Origin of the sequence: Collinsella sp. CLA-ER-H11 (assembly GCF_040092445.1) — a bacterium.
In the GTDB taxonomy this organism is placed as follows: Bacteria; Actinomycetota; Coriobacteriia; order Coriobacteriales; family Coriobacteriaceae; genus Collinsella.
In genome coordinates this window covers 19,796-38,100 of sequence record NZ_JBBNLN010000017.1, presented here as the reverse complement: position 1 = coordinate 38,100, position 18,305 = coordinate 19,796, and the positions used below count along the sequence as shown (strand labels likewise).

Annotated in this window: 15 protein-coding genes; 4 read left to right on the top strand and 11 right to left on the bottom strand. The window is 60.4% G+C overall.

Annotation, left to right across the window (positions count from 1 at the left end; all coding sequences use genetic code 11):
- The 5 genes from AAAX35_RS09135 to AAAX35_RS09115 all read right to left on the bottom strand — a co-directional run.
- Positions 1–1,000 (bottom strand): hypothetical protein (locus AAAX35_RS09135; RefSeq protein WP_349117403.1); only part of this gene is annotated, 1,000 nt, incomplete at its 3' end.
- 5 nt (positions 1,001–1,005) lie between these two features.
- Positions 1,006–1,341, bottom strand: coding sequence for a hypothetical protein (locus AAAX35_RS09130; RefSeq protein ID WP_349117402.1), 336 nt, complete (start codon positions 1,339–1,341; stop codon positions 1,006–1,008).
- A gap of 586 nt (positions 1,342–1,927) precedes the next feature.
- The gene (locus AAAX35_RS09125) at positions 1,928–2,236 is read right to left on the bottom strand and encodes an MGMT family protein (RefSeq protein WP_006234744.1); all 309 of its coding nucleotides are present in this window, start codon (positions 2,234–2,236) and stop codon (positions 1,928–1,930) included.
- A 174-nt stretch (positions 2,237–2,410) separates the two neighbouring features.
- Positions 2,411–2,917 carry a CBS domain-containing protein gene (locus tag AAAX35_RS09120; RefSeq protein ID WP_006234745.1) on the bottom strand — a complete coding sequence of 169 codons (507 nt, stop codon included), beginning with the start codon at positions 2,915–2,917 and terminating at the stop codon, positions 2,411–2,413.
- Between the two features lie 3 nt (positions 2,918–2,920).
- A complete protein-coding gene (locus AAAX35_RS09115) occupies positions 2,921–4,360 on the bottom strand; it encodes an MDR family MFS transporter (RefSeq protein ID WP_349117401.1) in 1,440 nt (479 codons plus the stop codon).
- 520 nt (positions 4,361–4,880) lie between these two features.
- Here AAAX35_RS09115 and AAAX35_RS09110 point away from each other — a divergent pair.
- Positions 4,881–5,222 carry an ArsC family transcriptional regulator gene (locus tag AAAX35_RS09110; RefSeq protein ID WP_349117400.1) on the top strand — a complete coding sequence of 114 codons (342 nt, stop codon included), beginning with the start codon at positions 4,881–4,883 and terminating at the stop codon, positions 5,220–5,222.
- Between the two features lie 187 nt (positions 5,223–5,409).
- Here the strand turns inward: AAAX35_RS09110 and ilvD are convergent, their stop codons facing one another.
- Positions 5,410–7,188: a dihydroxy-acid dehydratase gene (ilvD, locus tag AAAX35_RS09105; protein WP_349117399.1), complete on the bottom strand. Its 1,779-nt coding sequence runs from the start codon at positions 7,186–7,188 to the stop codon at positions 5,410–5,412.
- A 108-nt stretch (positions 7,189–7,296) separates the two neighbouring features.
- Positions 7,297–8,658: a gluconate:H+ symporter gene (locus AAAX35_RS09100; RefSeq protein ID WP_349117398.1), complete on the bottom strand. Its 1,362-nt coding sequence runs from the start codon at positions 8,656–8,658 to the stop codon at positions 7,297–7,299.
- Between the two features lie 233 nt (positions 8,659–8,891).
- On the opposite strand from AAAX35_RS09100, the gene AAAX35_RS09095 reads away from it, so the two are divergent.
- From AAAX35_RS09095 to AAAX35_RS09085, 3 genes are all read left to right on the top strand, one after another.
- A complete protein-coding gene (locus tag AAAX35_RS09095; RefSeq protein ID WP_349105520.1) occupies positions 8,892–9,584 on the top strand; it encodes a FadR/GntR family transcriptional regulator in 693 nt (230 codons plus the stop codon).
- Between the two features lie 160 nt (positions 9,585–9,744).
- Positions 9,745–10,554, top strand: coding sequence for a gluconate 5-dehydrogenase (locus tag AAAX35_RS09090; protein ID WP_347492197.1), 810 nt, complete (start codon positions 9,745–9,747; stop codon positions 10,552–10,554).
- Positions 10,555–10,694: 140 nt separating this feature from the next.
- Positions 10,695–11,336, top strand: coding sequence for an RpiB/LacA/LacB family sugar-phosphate isomerase (locus tag AAAX35_RS09085; RefSeq protein WP_055309683.1), 642 nt, complete (start codon positions 10,695–10,697; stop codon positions 11,334–11,336).
- Between the two features lie 120 nt (positions 11,337–11,456).
- Here AAAX35_RS09085 and AAAX35_RS09080 read toward each other — a convergent pair whose 3' ends face one another.
- From AAAX35_RS09080 to kdpA, 4 genes are all read right to left on the bottom strand, one after another.
- A complete protein-coding gene (locus AAAX35_RS09080; protein WP_349117397.1) occupies positions 11,457–13,406 on the bottom strand; it encodes an NAD(P)/FAD-dependent oxidoreductase in 1,950 nt (649 codons plus the stop codon).
- Between the two features lie 245 nt (positions 13,407–13,651).
- Positions 13,652–14,242: a potassium-transporting ATPase subunit KdpC gene (gene kdpC, locus AAAX35_RS09075; RefSeq protein ID WP_349117396.1), complete on the bottom strand. Its 591-nt coding sequence runs from the start codon at positions 14,240–14,242 to the stop codon at positions 13,652–13,654.
- 12 nt (positions 14,243–14,254) lie between these two features.
- A complete protein-coding gene (gene kdpB, locus AAAX35_RS09070) occupies positions 14,255–16,315 on the bottom strand; it encodes a potassium-transporting ATPase subunit KdpB (protein ID WP_349117395.1) in 2,061 nt (686 codons plus the stop codon).
- Between the two features lie 16 nt (positions 16,316–16,331).
- Positions 16,332–18,155 carry a potassium-transporting ATPase subunit KdpA gene (gene kdpA / locus AAAX35_RS09065; RefSeq protein WP_349117394.1) on the bottom strand — a complete coding sequence of 608 codons (1,824 nt, stop codon included), beginning with the start codon at positions 18,153–18,155 and terminating at the stop codon, positions 16,332–16,334.
- Positions 18,156–18,305 lie beyond the last annotated feature (150 nt).

The following is an 18,305-nucleotide window of genomic DNA, read 5'->3' as shown; positions in this document are numbered from 1 at the left end:
TACATAGAGCTCTATTACAATAGGGTGCGCATGCATTCCACCCTGGGCTACATGTCTCCAGTGGAATACGAGCGGCAATACGCTTGAGGATCCTTAAAAGAAAGTCCAGTTTATCCTTCCCACTCCAGATCTCTGCCATGTCGAGGTGCGAGATCAAATCCTTGGCGCGCTCGCCGGAGTGGTATGCCTTGTTCGGCGCCACCTTCCTGTAGAGCTTCTTGAGCTTCGTCTTCCCCTTGTTGCCCGGCGGCATCTCCGTCTCAGGTGGCAGCCCTAGGAAGGACAGGACGCCGGGCAGGTCGCACAGCATCACGTCCTCGATGTCGGCCTTGGCCGCCAGGTCGACGACTCTCTGCGCTGTCGGCGAGATGTTCGGGGTGCTGCTACCGCCCGCTGGTTCGGAAGCTGGCGGGCAGTAGCGGGCAGTAGCGGCAGTAGCGGTGTGGCTCGATAGGCCCGAATATCCGTAAGGAAGGTGCTCGCTCTCATATGTGCTGATATGCCTCGCCTCGCGAACCTTGGGATGCTTCCTGAGGTAATCCCTCAATTCGAGCCACTCTTTATGCTCATAACGCTTCGAAATCGTTTCCCCGTCGACAGTTTCCTTCACATAATGGTATGTTCGAACGCCTTCGAACTTGCCGAACCCGTTCTCGACGCTGAAGTTTCTGAACCAGCGCGAAAACCCATTCAGGTCCATGAAGTTGACTTGGGGATGCCTGTCTTTCGTTCGTTCGAATGAGTGGACGAGCGGAGTGCCTTTGACTTGTTCCAGGCCGAAGGCTTCCATTTCGCGGGCCTGCTCCTTTTTCCAGAATTCGAGATACGACGTCAGCGTCTCGCTTATCGAGATCCTCCGCACGCTTTTCTTGCTTTTGGGCGAGCGAACGCTTCGATCGGCCGCGAACTGCTGCTCAATGAGGATGCTTCTGTTCTCGACGGAGACATCGGACCACGTCATCCCGAGGGCTTCTGCCCTTCTCATGTCGGTGTCGAGCATGAGCATCACGCATGTGATGTGTGCGTCCGGTTCTCGATTGAGTAGGATGTCGAGTAGGCGAGCGGCGTGATGGTTCCTTCGCGGTTGTCGTGGAACTTTTTTGCGTACGAGCCGACGGTGTCCCTCGATTTTTGGACGTAGGTGCCGCTGTTGAGTTCTGCCTTGTAGGCTTCGAGTGCGGCGTCGACCTCTCGGCTTTTGGTGGTATGTATGGTCTGCCACGGCGAATAGCGGTATTTGCCCGTGACCGGATCCTTGCCGAGGCTGTGACGGTAGCGCCACGTGTATTTGTCGCGGCGTTGCTTCGTTCCTTTGCCTATGACGAGAGGTCGGTCGTTCATCGTGTTCCTTGACTGAAGTGCCTGAGAATCGCGCTCGGTTGCGCGGAATGGCGCAAAGGGCTGGGGCGGGTGGGCATTACCCTTGGTGGTGGGCCCTGCGTGGGGTCACACCCCAAGGGTAATGCTCCGCCTGACCGCTTTCAAGCTCGTTGTGGGTCGAATTTGGGTCGAATTATTCCGCGTACTTTTCTTTCGTAAATCTATGAAAACATCAAATGACCTGGAGTTATATTGACTTCAATTTGGGTCGAAATGTCTGAATGAAACAACGTCGTAGCGACCTCATAACCCGAAGGTCGGTGGTTCAAATCCGCCCCCCCGCGACCATGAAACTTCAGGTCGGAAGCATAAAAGCTCCCGACCTTTTTCTTTGTCTAGGGGTTTCGGCATCTCTCGTTCTTTGGGTACCTCGAGGCGGGCAATCAGATAGATGCTTACGAGTATCATAGGGTCTTTTTACGTCGCGGTCGTGTCTCGTACTGGTGCGCCGCTCTTTGTGGGACGTGTCACTTTGCCATAGGTTGTCCGGCGGCGGGGCGCAGGTCGTTCCCCGTGGCGTCGCTCCTTTCGACGCTACGCTGCCTGGCTACTCGTTCCACTGGTGCTTTTTCATGTCGACGCAGCCGTTGTCTCGGAAGGCGACTCCTTCCTCCGTCAGTAGTGCTCGCTGGTCGGGGAAGTTTGGCGCGAGGCGTCCCGCGTGGTTGACGACGCGGTGGCAGGGATAATCTCCGTAGCGATCCGCCTCGCTCAGCACCGCTCCGACCAGGCGAGAGTTTTTCTCCCTGCCGATGAGGCGCGCTATCTGACCGTACGAGGCGACGCATCCCGCCGGAATCTCTGCCACGACGGAGAGAATCTCATAAACCAAATCTTCGTCCAGGACTTTTCCCATCGTATCGCTCCCGTGTTCGCTTTTGCCTTCGGGGGCGCGGCGCCGATCACCCGTGCTGCGATTTTCGCAGCTCCCCTTACCGAAGCATCGAGGGAAAGCGCGTGCGTGTCAAGGTTGTCTGGTCCAGTTGCTGGCTCGATGCCTCGAGATGTTCGCCTCAAGTGCGACCTGCCCCTATTGGAAAAGGATGCCGAAGATGTATTTGGTGATGGCGGAGCGGCGGATGACCCCCACGAGTTTGCCCTCGTCATCAACCACAGGAAGCTTCTTGAACTTCTTCTTCGCCAGCAGCGCGGCGACGCGGGCGATGCTCTGCTCGGGACGGGCACACACTACCTGGCGCGTCGCGAAATCCATGACGCAGCGATCCTTCAGGTCTTCGATGCGCTGCTCAAGGCTCTGATCGTCGAAGTACAGCATGGACGCGTCGCCGCCCGTGAAGATGGTGTGAGCGCGATGCTGCGCGATGGCTCCCATGACATCGCCGTCGGAGATGAACCCGACCACCTGGTTGCGCTCATCGATTACGGGCATGCTGCTCACCTCGTTTTCGGCGAGCATGCGCACCACGTCGGAAATCGTGCAATCCTGCGTGCAGGTGAACGGCTCTTCAATCATGATGCTCGAAACGGGCGTCCCCTCGAGCTCGAGCGGGATGCGCTCGGACAGAATCTCGGACATCGCTTATGCCTCCTTCGTTTTCAGTGCGGTTTTCTTGGTGCGCACGCTGAATATGGCGCAGATAAGGGAAACGAGGCCGATTGCCGCGCACACCTTGTAAGCGACGCCCGCGCCCACGGCGGTGGCTACTTGGATGCTCGCATCGACGCCGGCCGACGCGGTGACGCTTGTCATGACCGTGATGATGAGCGCCGTGCACAAACCGCCGGCGACCTGGCGGCCGGTGTTCGCGATGGCGTTGCCGTGGGCGATCATGTCATTTTTCAAGGCATTGACACCCCATGTGTTCACCGGCATGTTCGCGAGCGACTGGCCGGCGGACTGCAACATGCAGAACAGCGCAACCACCAAGATGGGCGTGTTTACCGTCGAAAGCGAGAGCAGGAACAGGGCGCCGGTCATGAGGGCCAGGCCGACGATCGAGATGGCACGCGGACCGAACTTGTCGAACACCACGCCGGAGATAGGGCTGATGATGATGCCCACCGCCGCGGCGGGAAGCATGGCCATGCCGGTTTCGAAGGCCGAAGCGCCAAGCGAGGTTTGCAGCAGCAACGGCAACAGCGTGTTGGTGACCAGGCATGCGGCGTTGATGAGCGTGACGATGATGGCGGCCACGCGGAACTCGCGCGTCTTGAGCGTGCCCAGTTGAAGCAGCGGGTCCTCGATTTTGCCCTGGCGTACGACGAACAGCACCAAGCACACGACACCCGCGACAATCGAGCCGAGCACCACGGGGTTGCCCCAACCCATCGACGAGGCGCTCGAGAACCCGTAGAGAAGTCCGCCGAAGGCGATGGTGGAGAGGACGACCGAGGGCAGGTCGAGCTTGGGGTTCTTCAGCTCGCCCACGTTTTTCAGCATGAACACGCCCAGCACCAGCACGAGAATTGCGAGGGGGACGATGGCGCCGATCATGGTGCGCCAGCCGTACGTGTCGATCACCGCACCGCCTACGACGGGGCCGACCGCGGGACCCGCCGACATGACGATGCCCGCCATACCCATAGCCGTTCCTCGTTTCTCGACGGGGAACACCAGCATGGGAACCACCGAGACAAGCGGCATGAGCACGCCTGAGCCCGCCGCTTGCAACACGCGACCGATGATGAGGAACAGGAAATCAGGGGCTGCGGCGCACAGCAGCGTGCCCAGCGCGAACACCAGCGTCGCCCCGAAGAATAGCGCGCGGGTGCTGAACTTGTCGATAAGGAACGCCGAAACGGGGACCATGATGCCGCTCACCAGCGGGTATATGGACATGATCCACTGGGCAGTCGAGGCATCGATGGCGAAATCGGACATGATGACCGGCAGCGCAGGCGACATCACCGTTTGGTTCAGTAGCGCCAAGAAGGCACCCAGGACGACGACCGCGACGATGCGGATCTGGGTACCGGTAATGCGCCCATTGGCGGGCGTGACCGTACAATTATCAGACATAAGCTTCCTTCGTATCTATTCGATTCTTCGCCGAAGGCGCGCCGGCCCACGGGCGAAATAACATGCACGTGCTATGCGTGCATCAGATACGACAGGAAGAAAGCGGCTGCTCAGAGCGCACTTGGGGAACAACAGGAGAGGCCCCGTATACCAGGGGCCGCCGAATTGCGATGTATGCTTTGGTCAAATCCTTCATAGCGGGGAGGTATTCTAGCAGCCGTCTTCGCCCCTTTCAAGGGATGTAACCCAGACGTTGATTTTCTTCACCGAGGCGCCATCGTTGACGGGTGGCGTGCTTCTCTATCGCCACACCGCGGGGCGAGGGAACGCCGCGGCGAGCTTGTACATCGGCTATGTGTGCAGCTGCGAGCGTGTCGCCGGCGCGCGCTGGGCGCCAGTCCGATCCGGCCGACTCTTGCCGACGGTCGGTCGCCGTCCTCCTCCATCTCCGCCTGCTCTGTTTTTGCTCGGCTCCCTTGTCGTATCATGGACGGACGAGAATTGAGCGAAGGCGGTACGTATGAACATCCAGATATTCGGCACGAAGAAAAGCTTCGATACTAAGAAGGCGCAGCGCTATTTCAAGGAACGTCGTGTGAAGTTCCAGTTCATCGACTTGAAGGAAAAGGGGATGAGCAAAGGCGAGCTCGAAAGCGTGGCGCGCGCCGTCGGCGGGATCGACGCTGTGATCGATCCAAAGGCGAAAGATGCCGACACGGTTGCGCTCGTACAGTATCTTGCTGCCGACCAGAAGTTCGAAAAGGTGCTCGATAACCAGCAGATTCTTCGTGAGTCCATCGTTCGCAACGGCCGCCAGGCAACCGTTGGCTACGAGCCTGACGTGTGGAAGGGCTGGGAATAAAGCGGCTGGGAATAAAGTGAAGCGCCCACGCCCGTGGTTTTATCCACGGACGCGGGCGCTTGCGTAAGACGTCTCTTGTCGTTTGAGTGGAGCGCCCCGGCGGCGCTGAACAACGCGCCCCGGTGACGTGGCTCGGGGCTCTTTGTGCCGCACATCTATGAGAGGAGATATTTGATGCGCATGGGCGCTACTCCATGTAGCCACCCTGAATGGCAGAAACTGCATGCTCGGTAAAGAACTTGAGCGTGCCGGAGGTATAGCGATTGGCCTTGGGCTTCCAAGCGGCTCGGCGCTCGGCCAGGACGGCGTCGACCTCGGCCGGCTCCATCTCCTTACCGGCGATGCCCACGATAGACAGCGAGCGCTCGGGGATGTTGATCCGGATAAGGTCGCCCTCCTCAATCAGGGCAATCGGACCGCCCACGGCAGCCTCGGGCGAAACGTGACCGATAGCCGGGCCCTTGGAGGCGCCGGAGAAGCGGCCGTCAGTGATCAGGGCAATGCTCGCGCCCAGCTCGGGGTCGCTGGCGATAGCCTCGGTGGTGTAGAACATCTCGGGCATGCCGGAGCCCTTGGGGCCCTCATAACGAATGATGACGGCGTCGCCGGGCTTGACCTCGTGCGTCAGGACGGCGTGAATGGCGTCCTCCTCGCAGTCGAACGGACGTGCCTTAAGCGTGGCCTGGAACATCTCGCGCGGAACAACCGTGTGCTTGACGACGGCGCCCTCGGGGGCAAGGTTGCCGTGGAGGATGGCGATGGAGCCGTCGGTACCAAAAGCCTGGTCAAATGGGCGAATGATGTCCTCGCGCTTGAGGTTCCACTTCTCCAAGTAGCGGCCGCACTTCTCGTAGTAGCCGTTGTTCTTGAGGTCCTCGAGGTTCTCGCCGAGGGTCTTGCCGGTGACGGTCATGACATCGAGGTGGAGCATCGACTTGATCTCCTCCATGATACGCGGCACGCCGCCCGCATAGTAGAAGAACTGCGCCGGCCACTCACCTGCGGGACGGACGTTGAGCAGGTAGTGGGCGCCACGATGCAGGCGATCGAAGTCGTCGGCGGACATCTCGATTCCGAACTCGCGGGCGATCGCGGGGATGTGCAGCAGCGAGTTGGTGGAGCCCGAAATTGCGCCGTGGACCATGATGAGGTTCTCGAAGGATTCCTTGGTTACGATGTCGCGAGGGCACAGGTTGTGCTCGGAGAGCCACACGGACTGACGGCCGGCCTCGCGCGCAAACTCACGCAGGTCGGAGCTGGTGGCGGGCAGCAGGGCCGTGCCGGGGAGCATAAGGCCCAGGGCCTCGGCGGTAACCTGCATGGTCGAGGCGGTACCCATAAAGGAGCAGGCGCCGCAGCTGGGGCATGCGTTGTGCTTGGCAAACTCAAGCTCCTCGCGGGAGATCTCGCCGCGCTCGTAGCGGGCAGAAATCGCGCCGAGCTGCTCCAAGGTCAGCAGATCGGGACCGGCATCCATGACGCCGCCGGTAACGACGATGGAGGGGATGTTGATGCGGCCCATGGCCATGAGGTTCGCAGGCAGGCCCTTATCGCAGCTGGCGACAAAGACACCGGCGTCGAACGGGGTGACCTTGGCATGGATCTCGATCATGTTGGCGATCATGTCGCGGCTGGGCAGCGAGTAGTTAATGCCGTCGTGTCCCTGGGCCTCGCCGTCGCAGATATCGGTGCAGAAGTAACGAGCACCGTGACCGCCAGCCTCGGCAACGCCAGCACGGACCTCCTCGACCAGATCAAACAGGCCGGCAGAACCCGGGTGCGAGTCGCCAAACGTCGACTCGATAATGACCTGCGGCTTGTCCAGATCCTCAATGGTCCAGCCAGACCCCAGACGCAGCGGGTCCATCTCGGGGCTGATGGTGCGAAACTTGCCGGAACGCGGCTGCAGCTTGGCAACCAGGTCGGCTGCCTCCTGCTGAATCTGTACCTTGGTCTTCTCGTCCATGATGCTCTCCTCTTTTGATTTGAACGGTTGTATCAATCGTTGGTTAATGAATCAGGTGTAAATGGGTACCGAGCGATGCACTCGGCAAAAGATGCTTAGCTACGCGAACTAGGCGAAGAACGAAATCACCAGGGCGCAGGCAAGACCCGAAAGGCCGATGAGCGTCTCCATAACGGTCCAGGACTTGAGGGTGGTCTTCTCGTCAATCTCCAGGAACGAGGAGCACATCCAAAAACCGGCATCGTTGACGTGCGAGAGGGCCGTGGCACCGCCGCAGACAGCAAGACAGATAGCGGCACGCATGAGCACCGAAGCACCGGCAACCGCGGGCATGGCGGCCATAATGCCCGATGCCATAGTCATAGCGACGATGGAGCTGCCGACAGAGGCACGCACCATGACGGCAATCAAAAAGGCAACAACCACCAAAGGCAGCGGTGAAGCCTCGAGCATAGGGCCAATAACCTGGCCCAAGCCGCAGTCCTGCAGCATCCAGCGAATGACGCCGCCGCAAGCGATAACCAGCAAGATCATGCCGACGGGCTTAAGAGAGCGGTCGAGCAAGGCCTTGAGCTCGGCGCCGGAGTAGCCGCGGCGCGCGCCCAGCAGATACATCACGACGAGCGTGGCGAGCGTCAAAGCGACGAACGGCTTGCCCAGGAAGGCGAGAATCGAGGCGCGCTCGGCGGGCATGGGGATATAAGAAGACAGCGTGCCCAGCAAAATCAGACAAAGCGGCGTGAGCACGATGGCAAGCACCATGCCAAAGGAGGGAAGCTCCTTTTCGTCGCTCGCGCCCTCGGCAGAGGTAAAGTGCTCCGGAACATCGGTAAAGATGCGACCGCCCACGTTGCGGCCCCAGATGACGCCGGCGATCGCCATGGCGATGAAGGCGGTAGGGATACCGACGAGAATCATGGTGCCCAGGTCGACACCGAGCGTGCCGGCGACCAAAACCGAACCGGCCGAAGGCGGCACAAACGCATAGCCAGCGGCCAGTCCCGCGAGCAGCGCGATGCCGTAGTAGAGCGTCGACTTTTTGGTCTGTGATGCCACGCTAAACGCAAGTGGGATCAAAACGACCACGCCGGCCTCAAAGAACACCGTAGTGCCGATAACCAGACCGGTAATGCCCAGCGCCCAGCTGGAATGACCCTGCCCAAAGGTATCGATGAAGGTCTGGGCGATCTTCTTGGCGCCGCCGCTCTCCTCAAGAATCTGGCCAAACATCGAGCCGAGGCCAATGAGCAGGGCGATGTTTTGCAGCGTGGTTCCCACGCCCTTGGTGACAGTGTCCGCCACCAGGTCGAGCGGCATACCGGCGCCGATGCCGATCGCGAGCGCCGAGACCATCATCGAAAGCACAGGATGCAGCTTGAACTTAATGATGAGCGCAAGCAGCAGCGCGATGCCCACGATGGCGGCGATGACCAGCCTGGTGGGGTCGGCCATAAACGTTGGGTCTGACATCTTTCCTCCAATTCATCAGACCTTTTGAATTCGGCTTAGACTATAGCGCGTTTTCAATAGGTCTGATGTTTAAAAGGGAAACTTTTTCGAAATACATCTGATGTATTTGCTGAACGATCTGTTTTTGACGGTAAACGGCCACTTACAGTTCTCCATTGTCGGAGCGAACCACCGCGGCTTCTGTTAAATGAGCTAGAATAGCTCTGATGAATTCTTTTGATATGAGGTGAAGCGTGGCACGAGCCGATTCGGGACTCCCCGAGCAGATTTCAGAGAAAATCATTCAACTGATCCTGGATGAGCATCTTGAACAAGGCGATCGCCTGCCCAAGGAGGCCGTGCTCGTCGAGCGCCTGGGCGCCGGCAGGAGCACGGTGCGCGAGGCCATGAAGCTGCTGCAGTCGCGCAATATCGTGCGCATTAAGCAGGGTTCGGGCACCTATGTGGCGTCAAACCCCGGCGTTGCCGACGACCCGCTGGGCTTTACCTTTATCGACGACAAGCAGCGTCTGGCGCGCGACCTACTCGAGGTGCGCTTTATGATCGAGCCGCAGATGGCCAGCATGGCCGCAGAGCACGCAACTAACGACCAGGTCGTCTGTATCAAAGAGCTCTGCGACGAATCCGAGCGCCTGGCCGAGGCCGGTGAGGATTACTCCGCCGCCGACACCGCGTTCCACAATGCCATTGCCGAAAGCTCCGGAAACCTCGTCGTTCCCCGCCTAATGGGCGTGCTCAAGGCGTCTGTCCCCCTGTTTATTGACGTGACCGGCAAAAAGCTGGTTGAGGAGACCATCCGCACCCACCGTGGCGTGGCCGACGCCATCGCCGCGCGCAATCCCACCGCAGCGCACGATGCGATGTATTTGCATCTGGTGTACAACCGCAACATGATCGCAGAGGGCACGCAGGAACAGAGCGAATAAACGTCCGCGCGGCAAGGGCGAGATCACCGTTTACCTTTTAAAAGTGAACGTTCACCTGATTTTAGGAGAATCTGATTTTTAAATCCTCCTCTTCTCCTATACTGACCTTGTATGAAAAGCAAGACTTATATAGATGAACGTTTCTTTTGAAAGGATCGCTATGTCTGATCTTATGGACAGCTTCCGTCTGGACGGCAAGGTCGCACTGGTAACCGGCGCCACCTATGGCATTGGCATGGCTATCGCCGAGGCGCTCGGAGAGGCTGGCGCCAAGATCGCCTTTAACGCACGTCACGCCGACAAGGTAGCCGAGGCCGAGAAGCACTACCGCGAGCTGGGCTTTGAGGCTCATGGTTACGTGGCAGACGTCACCGACGAGACTGTCGTCGCCGAGCTCATCGCCAAGATCGAGGCCGACTTTGGCACCACGCCCGACATCCTGGTCAACAACGCCGGCGTCATCCAGCGTACCCCGATGCTCGACATGAGCGCCGAGGACTTCCGCCGCGTCGTCGATATCGACCTCAACGCACCGTTTATCGTGTCAAAGGCCTGCCTGCCCGGCATGATCGCCAAGGGCCACGGCAAGATCATCAACATCTGCTCGATGATGAGCGAGCTGGGCCGCGAGACCATCGCCGGCTATGCCGCGGCCAAGGGCGGACTCAAGATGCTCACCAAGAACATCTGCTCGGAGTTTGGCGAGGCCAATATCCAGTGCAACGGCATTGGACCCGGCTACATCGCCACGCCGCAGACCGCACCGCTGCGCGAGACGCAGCCCGACGGCAGCCGCCACCCGTTTGACCAGTTCATCATTGCCAAGACGCCGGCCGCCCGTTGGGGCACGCCCGAGGATCTGAAGGGCCCCGCCGTGTTCTTGGCTTCCGACGCGTCGAACTTCGTCAACGGCCACATCCTCTATGTCGACGGTGGAATCCTCGCATACATTGGAAAGCAGCCTCAATAAGCGTCGCCGCAACTGCCCATATCAGGTTTCATCCACTCGTTTTTCATTTGAGTTGCGGTGAGATAAGGATTGGTTTTGGCTTCTATCAGGCAAAACAGTCCGTATTTCACCGCAAGTTAGAAATAGAAAGGTAATTCGCAATGAAAATCGCTCTGATCAATGAGAACTCTCAGAACTCCAAGAACCCCATGATCGAGGCTGCCCTTAAGAAGGTTGTCGAGCCCATGGGGCACACCGTCTTTAACTATGGTATGTATGCCGACGCCGACTCCAAGCCCCTCACCTACGTGCAGAACGGCATCCTTGCCGCCGTGCTGCTGAACTCCGGTGCTGCCGACTACGTCGTGACCGGCTGCGGCACCGGCGAGGGCGCCATGCTCGCCTGTAACTCCTTCCCCGGCGTGCTGTGCGGCCACGTTGCCGACCCGCTCGACGCCTACACCTTTGCCCAGGTCAACGATGGCAACGCCGTTGCCATGCCCTTCGCCCTCAAGAACGGCTGGGGCCAGGAGCTCAACCTCGAGTACACCTTCGAGAAGCTCTTTGGCTTTGGTTCGGGCAACGGCTATCCTGCCGAGCGCGTTGAGCCCGAGCAGCGCAACAAGAAGATCCTCGACGGCGTGCGCGCTGTGACCATGCGTCCGCTCGTCGACGTCCTGGGCGAGATCGATCAGGACCTGGTGAAGGGCGCACTTGCCGGCGAGCACTTCCAGGAGTACTTCTTTGCCAACGCAACCGACGAGGCCATCATCGCCAAGGTCAAGGAGATCCTGGGCCTCTAATCGCACGGCTCATTGCAGCTAACGCAAGCGGCGGTCGTCCCACGTACGGGACGACCGCCGCTTTTTGCTATCTACCGACTGACGCCGCAGGGATAGGCCTCACATGCGCCAAGGGGTTGACTAGAGCTCGCAGGCAACCTTGTAGCCATCGCCGATGGCGTCGCGGATGTTGCCGCACTTGCTGGCATCGCCCAGCACGTGGGTGGTGACGCCGGCTGCCGCCAGGTCGTCGGCCAGCTTGGTGTTGGGACGATAGCCCATGGCAAGCACCAGCGTATCGGCATCGGCGATGATGTGGACCTCGCCGTCCTTCTCGTAGCTGATGGCATCCTCGGTAATCTCGGTCACCTTGGCCTCGGTCAGCACGTGAACGCCCTTGGAGAGCATGCGCGTGATGAGCACCGCGCGACCGGCGCCGCCCTCGTTGGCGGCGAGCGTCTTGGTCATCTCGATGACGGTGACGTCGCGATTGGCCGGCGACAGATCGTTGACCAACGGGGCCAGGTAGTCGGCCGTCTCGCAACCGACGGTGCCGCCGCCCACGATGACAATCTTCTTGCCCGGGAAAGCCTTGCCGCCCAACAGGTCGTCAGCCGTCATGACCTGCTTAAATCCCTGCATGAAGGCCGGGGCGATGGGCTCGGCGCCATAGGCCAGGACGACCTCGTAGCCGGCGTAGTCACGCTGAATGTCCTCGGCAGTAAGCTCGGTGCCAAATACGCACTTCACGCCGACCTCGGCCAGGCGACGGTACTGATACTTGATCACGCGGGTGAGTTCCTGCTTTGCCGGCGGAACGGCCGCGATGCGCATCTCGCCACCCGGCTCGTCCTGCTTATCCACGAGCACTACGTTGTGGCCGCGCTTGGCAGCAATGTAGGCTGCCTCCATGCCCGCAGGACCAGCGCCCACAACCAGCACGTTCTTAGCCTCGGCGGCAGGCTCGTAGCCGGCCTCGTCGCGCTCAACATCGGGATTGACGGTGCAGGAGATGCGCTTGCCAAACATAATGCCGTTCAGGCAGCGCAGGCAGCCAATGCAGGGGCGAATATCGTCGGCGTTGCCGGCAGCGGCCTTGTTGCAGAACTCGGCATCACACAGATTGGCGCGGCCCATCATGCAGATGTCGGCGGCACCGTCCTCGATCAGCTCCTCGGCGATCCAGGCCTCGTTAATGCGTCCGACGGTGGCAACGGGAATGTTGACGTGCTTTTTGATCTCGCGCGAGCAGGCGGCATGCGAGGCCTGCTGCGTACCGGCGGCGGGAATTGCGGAGCCGCGCTTGATGGTAGTACCGCCCGACACATGAATCATGTCGACACCGGCCTTCTCCAGGCGACGCGAGACGTAGATCATGTCGTTGAGGGTCAGGCCGCCATCGGTGTACTCATCGCCCGAGATACGGACGTCGATGATAAAGTCCTTGCCGCAGCGCTCGCGAATCTCGGCGATGACCTCGAGCAAAAAGCGCATGCGGGCGTCGAGCGAGCCGCCGTACTCATCGGTACGCTTGTTATAGAGCGGGGTCAAGAAACCGCCGAGCATGCCGTGGGCGTGCGCCGCATGGACCTCGACGCCATCGACACCGGCCTTCTGCATACGCACGGCAGCGTCGCCAAACTGATGCGTGAGCTCGTGAATCTCGTCGACCGTGATGGGGCGCGGTGCCTCGCGGGCGTAAGACGGGCCCACAAAGGACGGAGCGATCAGGCGAGGCGTGCCCGGAATGTTAAAGGCCATGTAGGCGGGGTGGAAGAGCTGCGGCATAATCTTGCAGCCGTACTCGTGGACGGCCGCGGCGAGCTTTTCCCAGCCGGGGATAAACGTGTCGTCGTAGCAGCACATGTCACCCGGCAGATAGGTATAGGTGGGCTCGACCGTCACGACCTCGGTGATGATGAGGCCCACGCCGCCCTTGGCGCGGGCACGGTAATGATCGACCAAGTCATCGGTCACATAGCCATGATCGGCCAGGTTGGTAGATACCGGCGGCATAAAGACGCGGTTCTTGACCTCGGTTGTACCGACCTTGATTGGGCTAAAGAGCATCGGATAGGCGGAGGACTCCATACAGGGTTCCTTTCATTTGAGCCGCTCGGCGGCAGTTGCTGACTTATCTATCGTACCAGAAACCGCACGGTACCCGACCGCACGAACTCCCCTGCCTACGTATCGACCCACAAAAAGTTGCGGTGGAATACGGAGTAGATAAGGCCTTTGACAGCCAAGACAGTCCGTATTTCACCGCAACTGATGGGCGGGGTGGAATTGAGGGCTCAGATAGTCAGTCATGCCCTCATCCGCCGCTCCTTCACCTACAGCACGCCGTCCAGCATAAGGTTCACCTTGAGCACGTTGACCGTGGGCTCGCCGAACACGCCGAGGAAACGACCCTTGGTGCACGCGGCGATGATGTCGTGCACCTCGTCCTCACTTTTGCCCGTGGCTTTGGCAAGGCGCGGGACCTGGTACTCGGCGGCATCCGGAGAGATCTCCGGGTCGAGGCCGGACCCCGAACACGTCACCAGGTCGACGGGCACAGCGTCCATATCGGCATCGGGATTGGCGGCGCGAATCTTCTTCACGCGCGCATCTATCAGCTGCCGATACTCCTCACTCGCCGGGGACAGGTTGGACGGGGCACCATACGCCATGAGTTCGCCGTCTTCGCCTTCGACAATTGACACGTTCTGGATACGACCCCACATGTGGGCTTCATCATCGAAGTTCTGGCCGATGAGCTCGGAACCCACAACCTTGCCGTCGACCGTAATAAGCGATCCGTTCGCCTGGTACGGAAACGCAAGCTGCGCGACGCCGGTCACCACGAGCGTGTATCCCAGGCCGCAGACGATGGTAAACAGCGCGAACACGCCAAATGCGCGCGATGCGATACCTTTGAACATACAAACCTCCGTCTACATCATGCCAATGCCGAACAAGGCCAGCAGCATGTCGATAATCTTGATGAATACGAACGGCGCCACGATACCGCCCAGACCCCACACCAGCAGGTTGTGGGTCAGCAGCTGGCCGGACGAAAGCTCGCGGTACTTCACGCCTTTCAGGGCGGCAGGAATCAGCGCGACGATGACCAGCGCGTTGTAGATAATGGCGGACAGCACGGCAGTCAACGGGCTGGTGAGCCCCAGGATGTTGAGGGCGTCCAACCCGGGGTAGATCGGCGAGAATAGCGCCGGGATAATGGCGAAATACTTGGCGACGTCGTTGGCGACCGAGAAGGTCGTGAGCGAGCCGCGGGTCATGAGCAGTTGCTTGCCGATACGCACGATATCGATGAGCTTGGTGGGGCTGGAGTCGAGGTCGACCATGTTGCCGGCCTCCTTGGCAGCCTGGGTTCCCGTGTTCATGGCCACGGCGACATCCGCCTGCGCCAGCGCCGGCGCGTCGTTGGTGCCGTCGCCGGTCATCGCGACCAGATGGCCCTCATGCTGGAACGCGCGGATCTTCTCGAGCTTGCCCTCGGGGGTGGCCTCGGCCAGGAAGTCGTCCACGCCCGCCTCGGCTGCGATGGCGGCGGCCGTCAGCGGATTATCACCCGTCACCATGATGGTCTTGATACCCATGCGGCGCAGGTCGGCGAACTTCTCCTTCACGCCGGACTTGATGATGTCCTTGAGGTACACAACGCCCAGCACGCGGCAGTTCTTGGTCACGACCAGCGGGGTGCCGCCGGCCTTGGCGATGCGCTCGACGGCCTCGTCGCACTCCTGGGAGAACACGCCGCCGGCTGCCTCCACATAGGTGCGCACGGAATCGGCAGCGCCCTTGCGGATCTCATTGCCCTCGTAGTTCACACCGGACATGCGGGTCGCCGCGGTGAAGGGGATGAACTCCATACCCTTATCCTCGAGTGTGCGGCCGCGCAGACCGAACCGCTCCTTGGCGAGCACGACGATGGAACGGCCTTCGGGGGTCTCGTCGGCCAGCGAGGAAAGCTGGGCGGCATCGGCCAGCTCCGCGGGATCGATGCCGTCGACCGGGATGAACTCGGCGGCTTGGCGGTTACCCAGGGTGATGGTGCCGGTCTTGTCGAGCATGAGGATGTCGACGTCGCCGGCGGCCTCGATGGCGCGGCCGGACATGGCCAGCACGTTGGCCTCGTTCAGACGGCTCATGCCGGCGATGCCGATGGCGGAAAGAAGGGCGCCGATGGTAGTAGGAGCCAGGCACACGAGCAGCGCCACGAGCGTGGTCACGGCCGTGGGGTTGTCCATGTCGTTAAGACCGACCGAGAAGCAGGAGTAACAATACAGGGCCAGCGTGACCAGGATAAAGACGATGGAGAGGGCCACCAGGAAGATCTCCAGAGCGATCTCGTTAGGGGTCTTCTTGCGCGCGGCACCCTCGACCATCGCGATCATCTTGTCCAGGAAGCTCTGGCCGGGCTCACTGGAGATCTTGACGATGATCCAGTCGGACAGCACCGTGGTACCGCCGGTAACGGCAGAGCGGTCGCCGCCGGCCTCGCGGACCACGGGGGCGGACTCGCCGGTGATGGCGGACTCGTCAACGGAAGCAGCGCCCTCGATGACGTCGCCGTCGCCGGGAATCTGCTCGCCGGCGCGTACGATCACCAGGTCGCCGCGCGTGAGCTCGATGCCGGGAACGACGGTGAAGTGCTCCTTGTCCTCAACGGACTCGATGCGATGGGCCTCGACATCCTTCTTGGCCGCACGCAGGGAATCGGCCTGGGCTTTACCGCGGCCCTCGGCAAGCGCCTCGGCGAAGTTCGAGAACAGGTCGGTAAGCCACAGGATGACCGCGATGGCGACCACATAGTAGGTGGGCACACCCGCGTCCTGCACACCGAAAATGGAAGCGACGGCCAGGACGGAGGTCATGACGGCGGAAAGCCACACCAGGAACATGACCGGGTTTTGAATCTGGACGCGAGGATCCAGCTTGGCAAACGAGTCGCGGACCGCGCGGCCCATCATGTCTTTTTGCATAGTCATAAATCTGCGCCCTCCTTTACGCAATCATCTGGAAGAACTCGGCAACGGGGCCAAGCGCCAGGGCCGGGAAGAAGCTCAGGGCACCGATCAGCAGAACGATGAACACGAGCAGGAATACGAACATGCCATTAGTGGTAGACAGGGTACCGGCGCTCTCGGCGACCTTGCCCTTCTTGGCCAGCGAGCCGGCGATAGCCAGCGTACCGATGATAGGCATGAAGCGGGCGAACAGCATCTCGAGGCCGAGCATGACGTTGATCCAGGGAATGTTGCAGTTCATGCCTGCAAACGCCGAGCCGTTGTTGCCGCCGCATGAGGTGAAGGCATACAGCGCCTCGGAGAAGCCGTGCGCGCCACCATTGTTGAGCTGGTCGGCAAGACCGGGCACCATGCAGGCGATGGCCGAGCACACCAGAATGGCAAACGGAGTTGCCAAGCACAGGACAACTGCCCAGCGCATCTCGGTCGGCTCGATCTTCTTGCCCAGGAACTCGGGCGTGCGGCCGACCATAAGGCCGGCGATAAATACCGTGAGGATGGCGAAGCCGATCATGCCGTACAGGCCGCAGCCCACGCCGCCGAACACCACCTCGCCCAGCGCTATCTGGAGCATCTGGACAAACCCGCCGAGCGGGGTGTAGGAGTCGTGCATGGAGTTGACCGAGCCGTTGGAAGCAGCCGTCGTGAAAGCGGACCAGGTAGAAGAGGAGGCGATGCCAAAGCGGCTCTCCTTGCCCTCCATGTTGCCGCCCGCCTGGCCATCGGTCATCTCGATGTTGACCGCGCCGCCATCTGCCAGCTGCGGCGTACCCATATGCTCGTTAACGGCGATGATGCCGGTAAAGACCACGAGCAGGATAAACATCGCCGCGAAGATGGCCTTGCCCTGCCTGGCATTCTTGACACCGATGCCGAAGGTGAAGCAGCAGGCGACCGGAATCAGCAGCAAGCTGGTCATCTCGATGATGTTGGTGAAGGCATTGGGGTTCTCATACGGATGCGCAGAGTTCGCGCCAAAGAAGCCGCCGCCGTTGGTGCCGGATTGTTTGATGGCAACCTGGCTGGCCGCAGGACCCTGGGGCAAAAACTGCTCGGTGACCACGCGGGCGCCCTCGACGACCTTGCCGTCGACCTTGACCGTGTCGCCCTCGATCTGGGCGCCGTCGATGACGCTCCAACCGCCGTCTGCATTAGGCTGGACAGCAACGGGCTCTACGAGCTCAGCCTTCTGAGCCGGCTGAAAATTGGAGATAACGCCACCGGCAGCCAGGCAGATGCCGAACACGAGGTTCAGCGGGATGAGCACATACAGGACGGTGCGGGTGAGGTCGACCCAGAAGGAACCCAGACCCTGCTCCTTGACCTGACGGAAACCGCGGATGAGCGCGAACATGACCGCAATACCGGTGCCGGCGGACAAGAAGTTTTGCACGGTGAGGCCCATGAACTGCACAAAGTAGGACAGGGTGGTCTCACCGGAATAGGATTGCCAGTTGGTGTTGGTTATGAAGGAAGCAGCAGTATTGAACGACAGGTCCCATGACACACCCGGCAGGTGCTGGGGATTGCCTGGCAAGAAAGACTGAAGCACCTGGAGTGCCACAAGAGCCACGAGGCCGATCCCCGAAAAGACCAGCACGCTCGCCAGATAGCGCCTACACCCCATCTGCTCTGCCGCGTCGATGCGAAGCAGACGATAGACGCCACGCTCCACAGGAGCAAACACAGGCGACAGGAACGTATGCTCACCATCCATGATATGGACCATGAACCGACCGAGCGGAACGGCCAAGACGACGAGCACGGCAAAGTACAAGATGTACTGAATCGCAGCATCCATAGTTTACGAATCACTCCTCATCAGAATGTAGATGTAATAGATAAAGAGTCCAATGCAGACGACTCCGATGATGGGACTGAGGATGTCCATTTACCGCCCCTTTCACGCGCGGTCCGATGTCTCGGACGCCTGCTCTCGCAAGCGTCTGGG

What these genes read in the sequence shown, in the direction of transcription:
- AAAX35_RS09130 (WP_349117402.1), bottom strand. Translation starts at nt 1,341, where the DNA reads ATGAACGACCGACCTCTCGTCATAGGCAAAGGAACGAAGCAACGCCGC.
- AAAX35_RS09125 (WP_006234744.1), bottom strand. Translation starts at nt 2,236, where the DNA reads ATGGGAAAAGTCCTGGACGAAGATTTGGTTTATGAGATTCTCTCCGTC.
- AAAX35_RS09120 (WP_006234745.1), bottom strand. Translation starts at nt 2,917, where the DNA reads ATGTCCGAGATTCTGTCCGAGCGCATCCCGCTCGAGCTCGAGGGGACG.
- AAAX35_RS09115 (WP_349117401.1), bottom strand. Translation starts at nt 4,360, where the DNA reads ATGTCTGATAATTGTACGGTCACGCCCGCCAATGGGCGCATTACCGGT.
- AAAX35_RS09110 (WP_349117400.1), top strand. Translation starts at nt 4,881, where the DNA reads ATGAACATCCAGATATTCGGCACGAAGAAAAGCTTCGATACTAAGAAG.
- ilvD (WP_349117399.1), bottom strand. Translation starts at nt 7,188, where the DNA reads ATGGACGAGAAGACCAAGGTACAGATTCAGCAGGAGGCAGCCGACCTG.
- AAAX35_RS09100 (WP_349117398.1), bottom strand. Translation starts at nt 8,658, where the DNA reads ATGTCAGACCCAACGTTTATGGCCGACCCCACCAGGCTGGTCATCGCC.
- AAAX35_RS09090 (WP_347492197.1), top strand. Translation starts at nt 9,745, where the DNA reads ATGTCTGATCTTATGGACAGCTTCCGTCTGGACGGCAAGGTCGCACTG.
- AAAX35_RS09085 (WP_055309683.1), top strand. Translation starts at nt 10,695, where the DNA reads ATGAAAATCGCTCTGATCAATGAGAACTCTCAGAACTCCAAGAACCCC.
- AAAX35_RS09080 (WP_349117397.1), bottom strand. Translation starts at nt 13,406, where the DNA reads ATGGAGTCCTCCGCCTATCCGATGCTCTTTAGCCCAATCAAGGTCGGT.
- kdpC (WP_349117396.1), bottom strand. Translation starts at nt 14,242, where the DNA reads ATGTTCAAAGGTATCGCATCGCGCGCATTTGGCGTGTTCGCGCTGTTT.
- kdpB (WP_349117395.1), bottom strand. Translation starts at nt 16,315, where the DNA reads ATGACTATGCAAAAAGACATGATGGGCCGCGCGGTCCGCGACTCGTTT.
- kdpA (WP_349117394.1), bottom strand. Translation starts at nt 18,155, where the DNA reads ATGGATGCTGCGATTCAGTACATCTTGTACTTTGCCGTGCTCGTCGTC.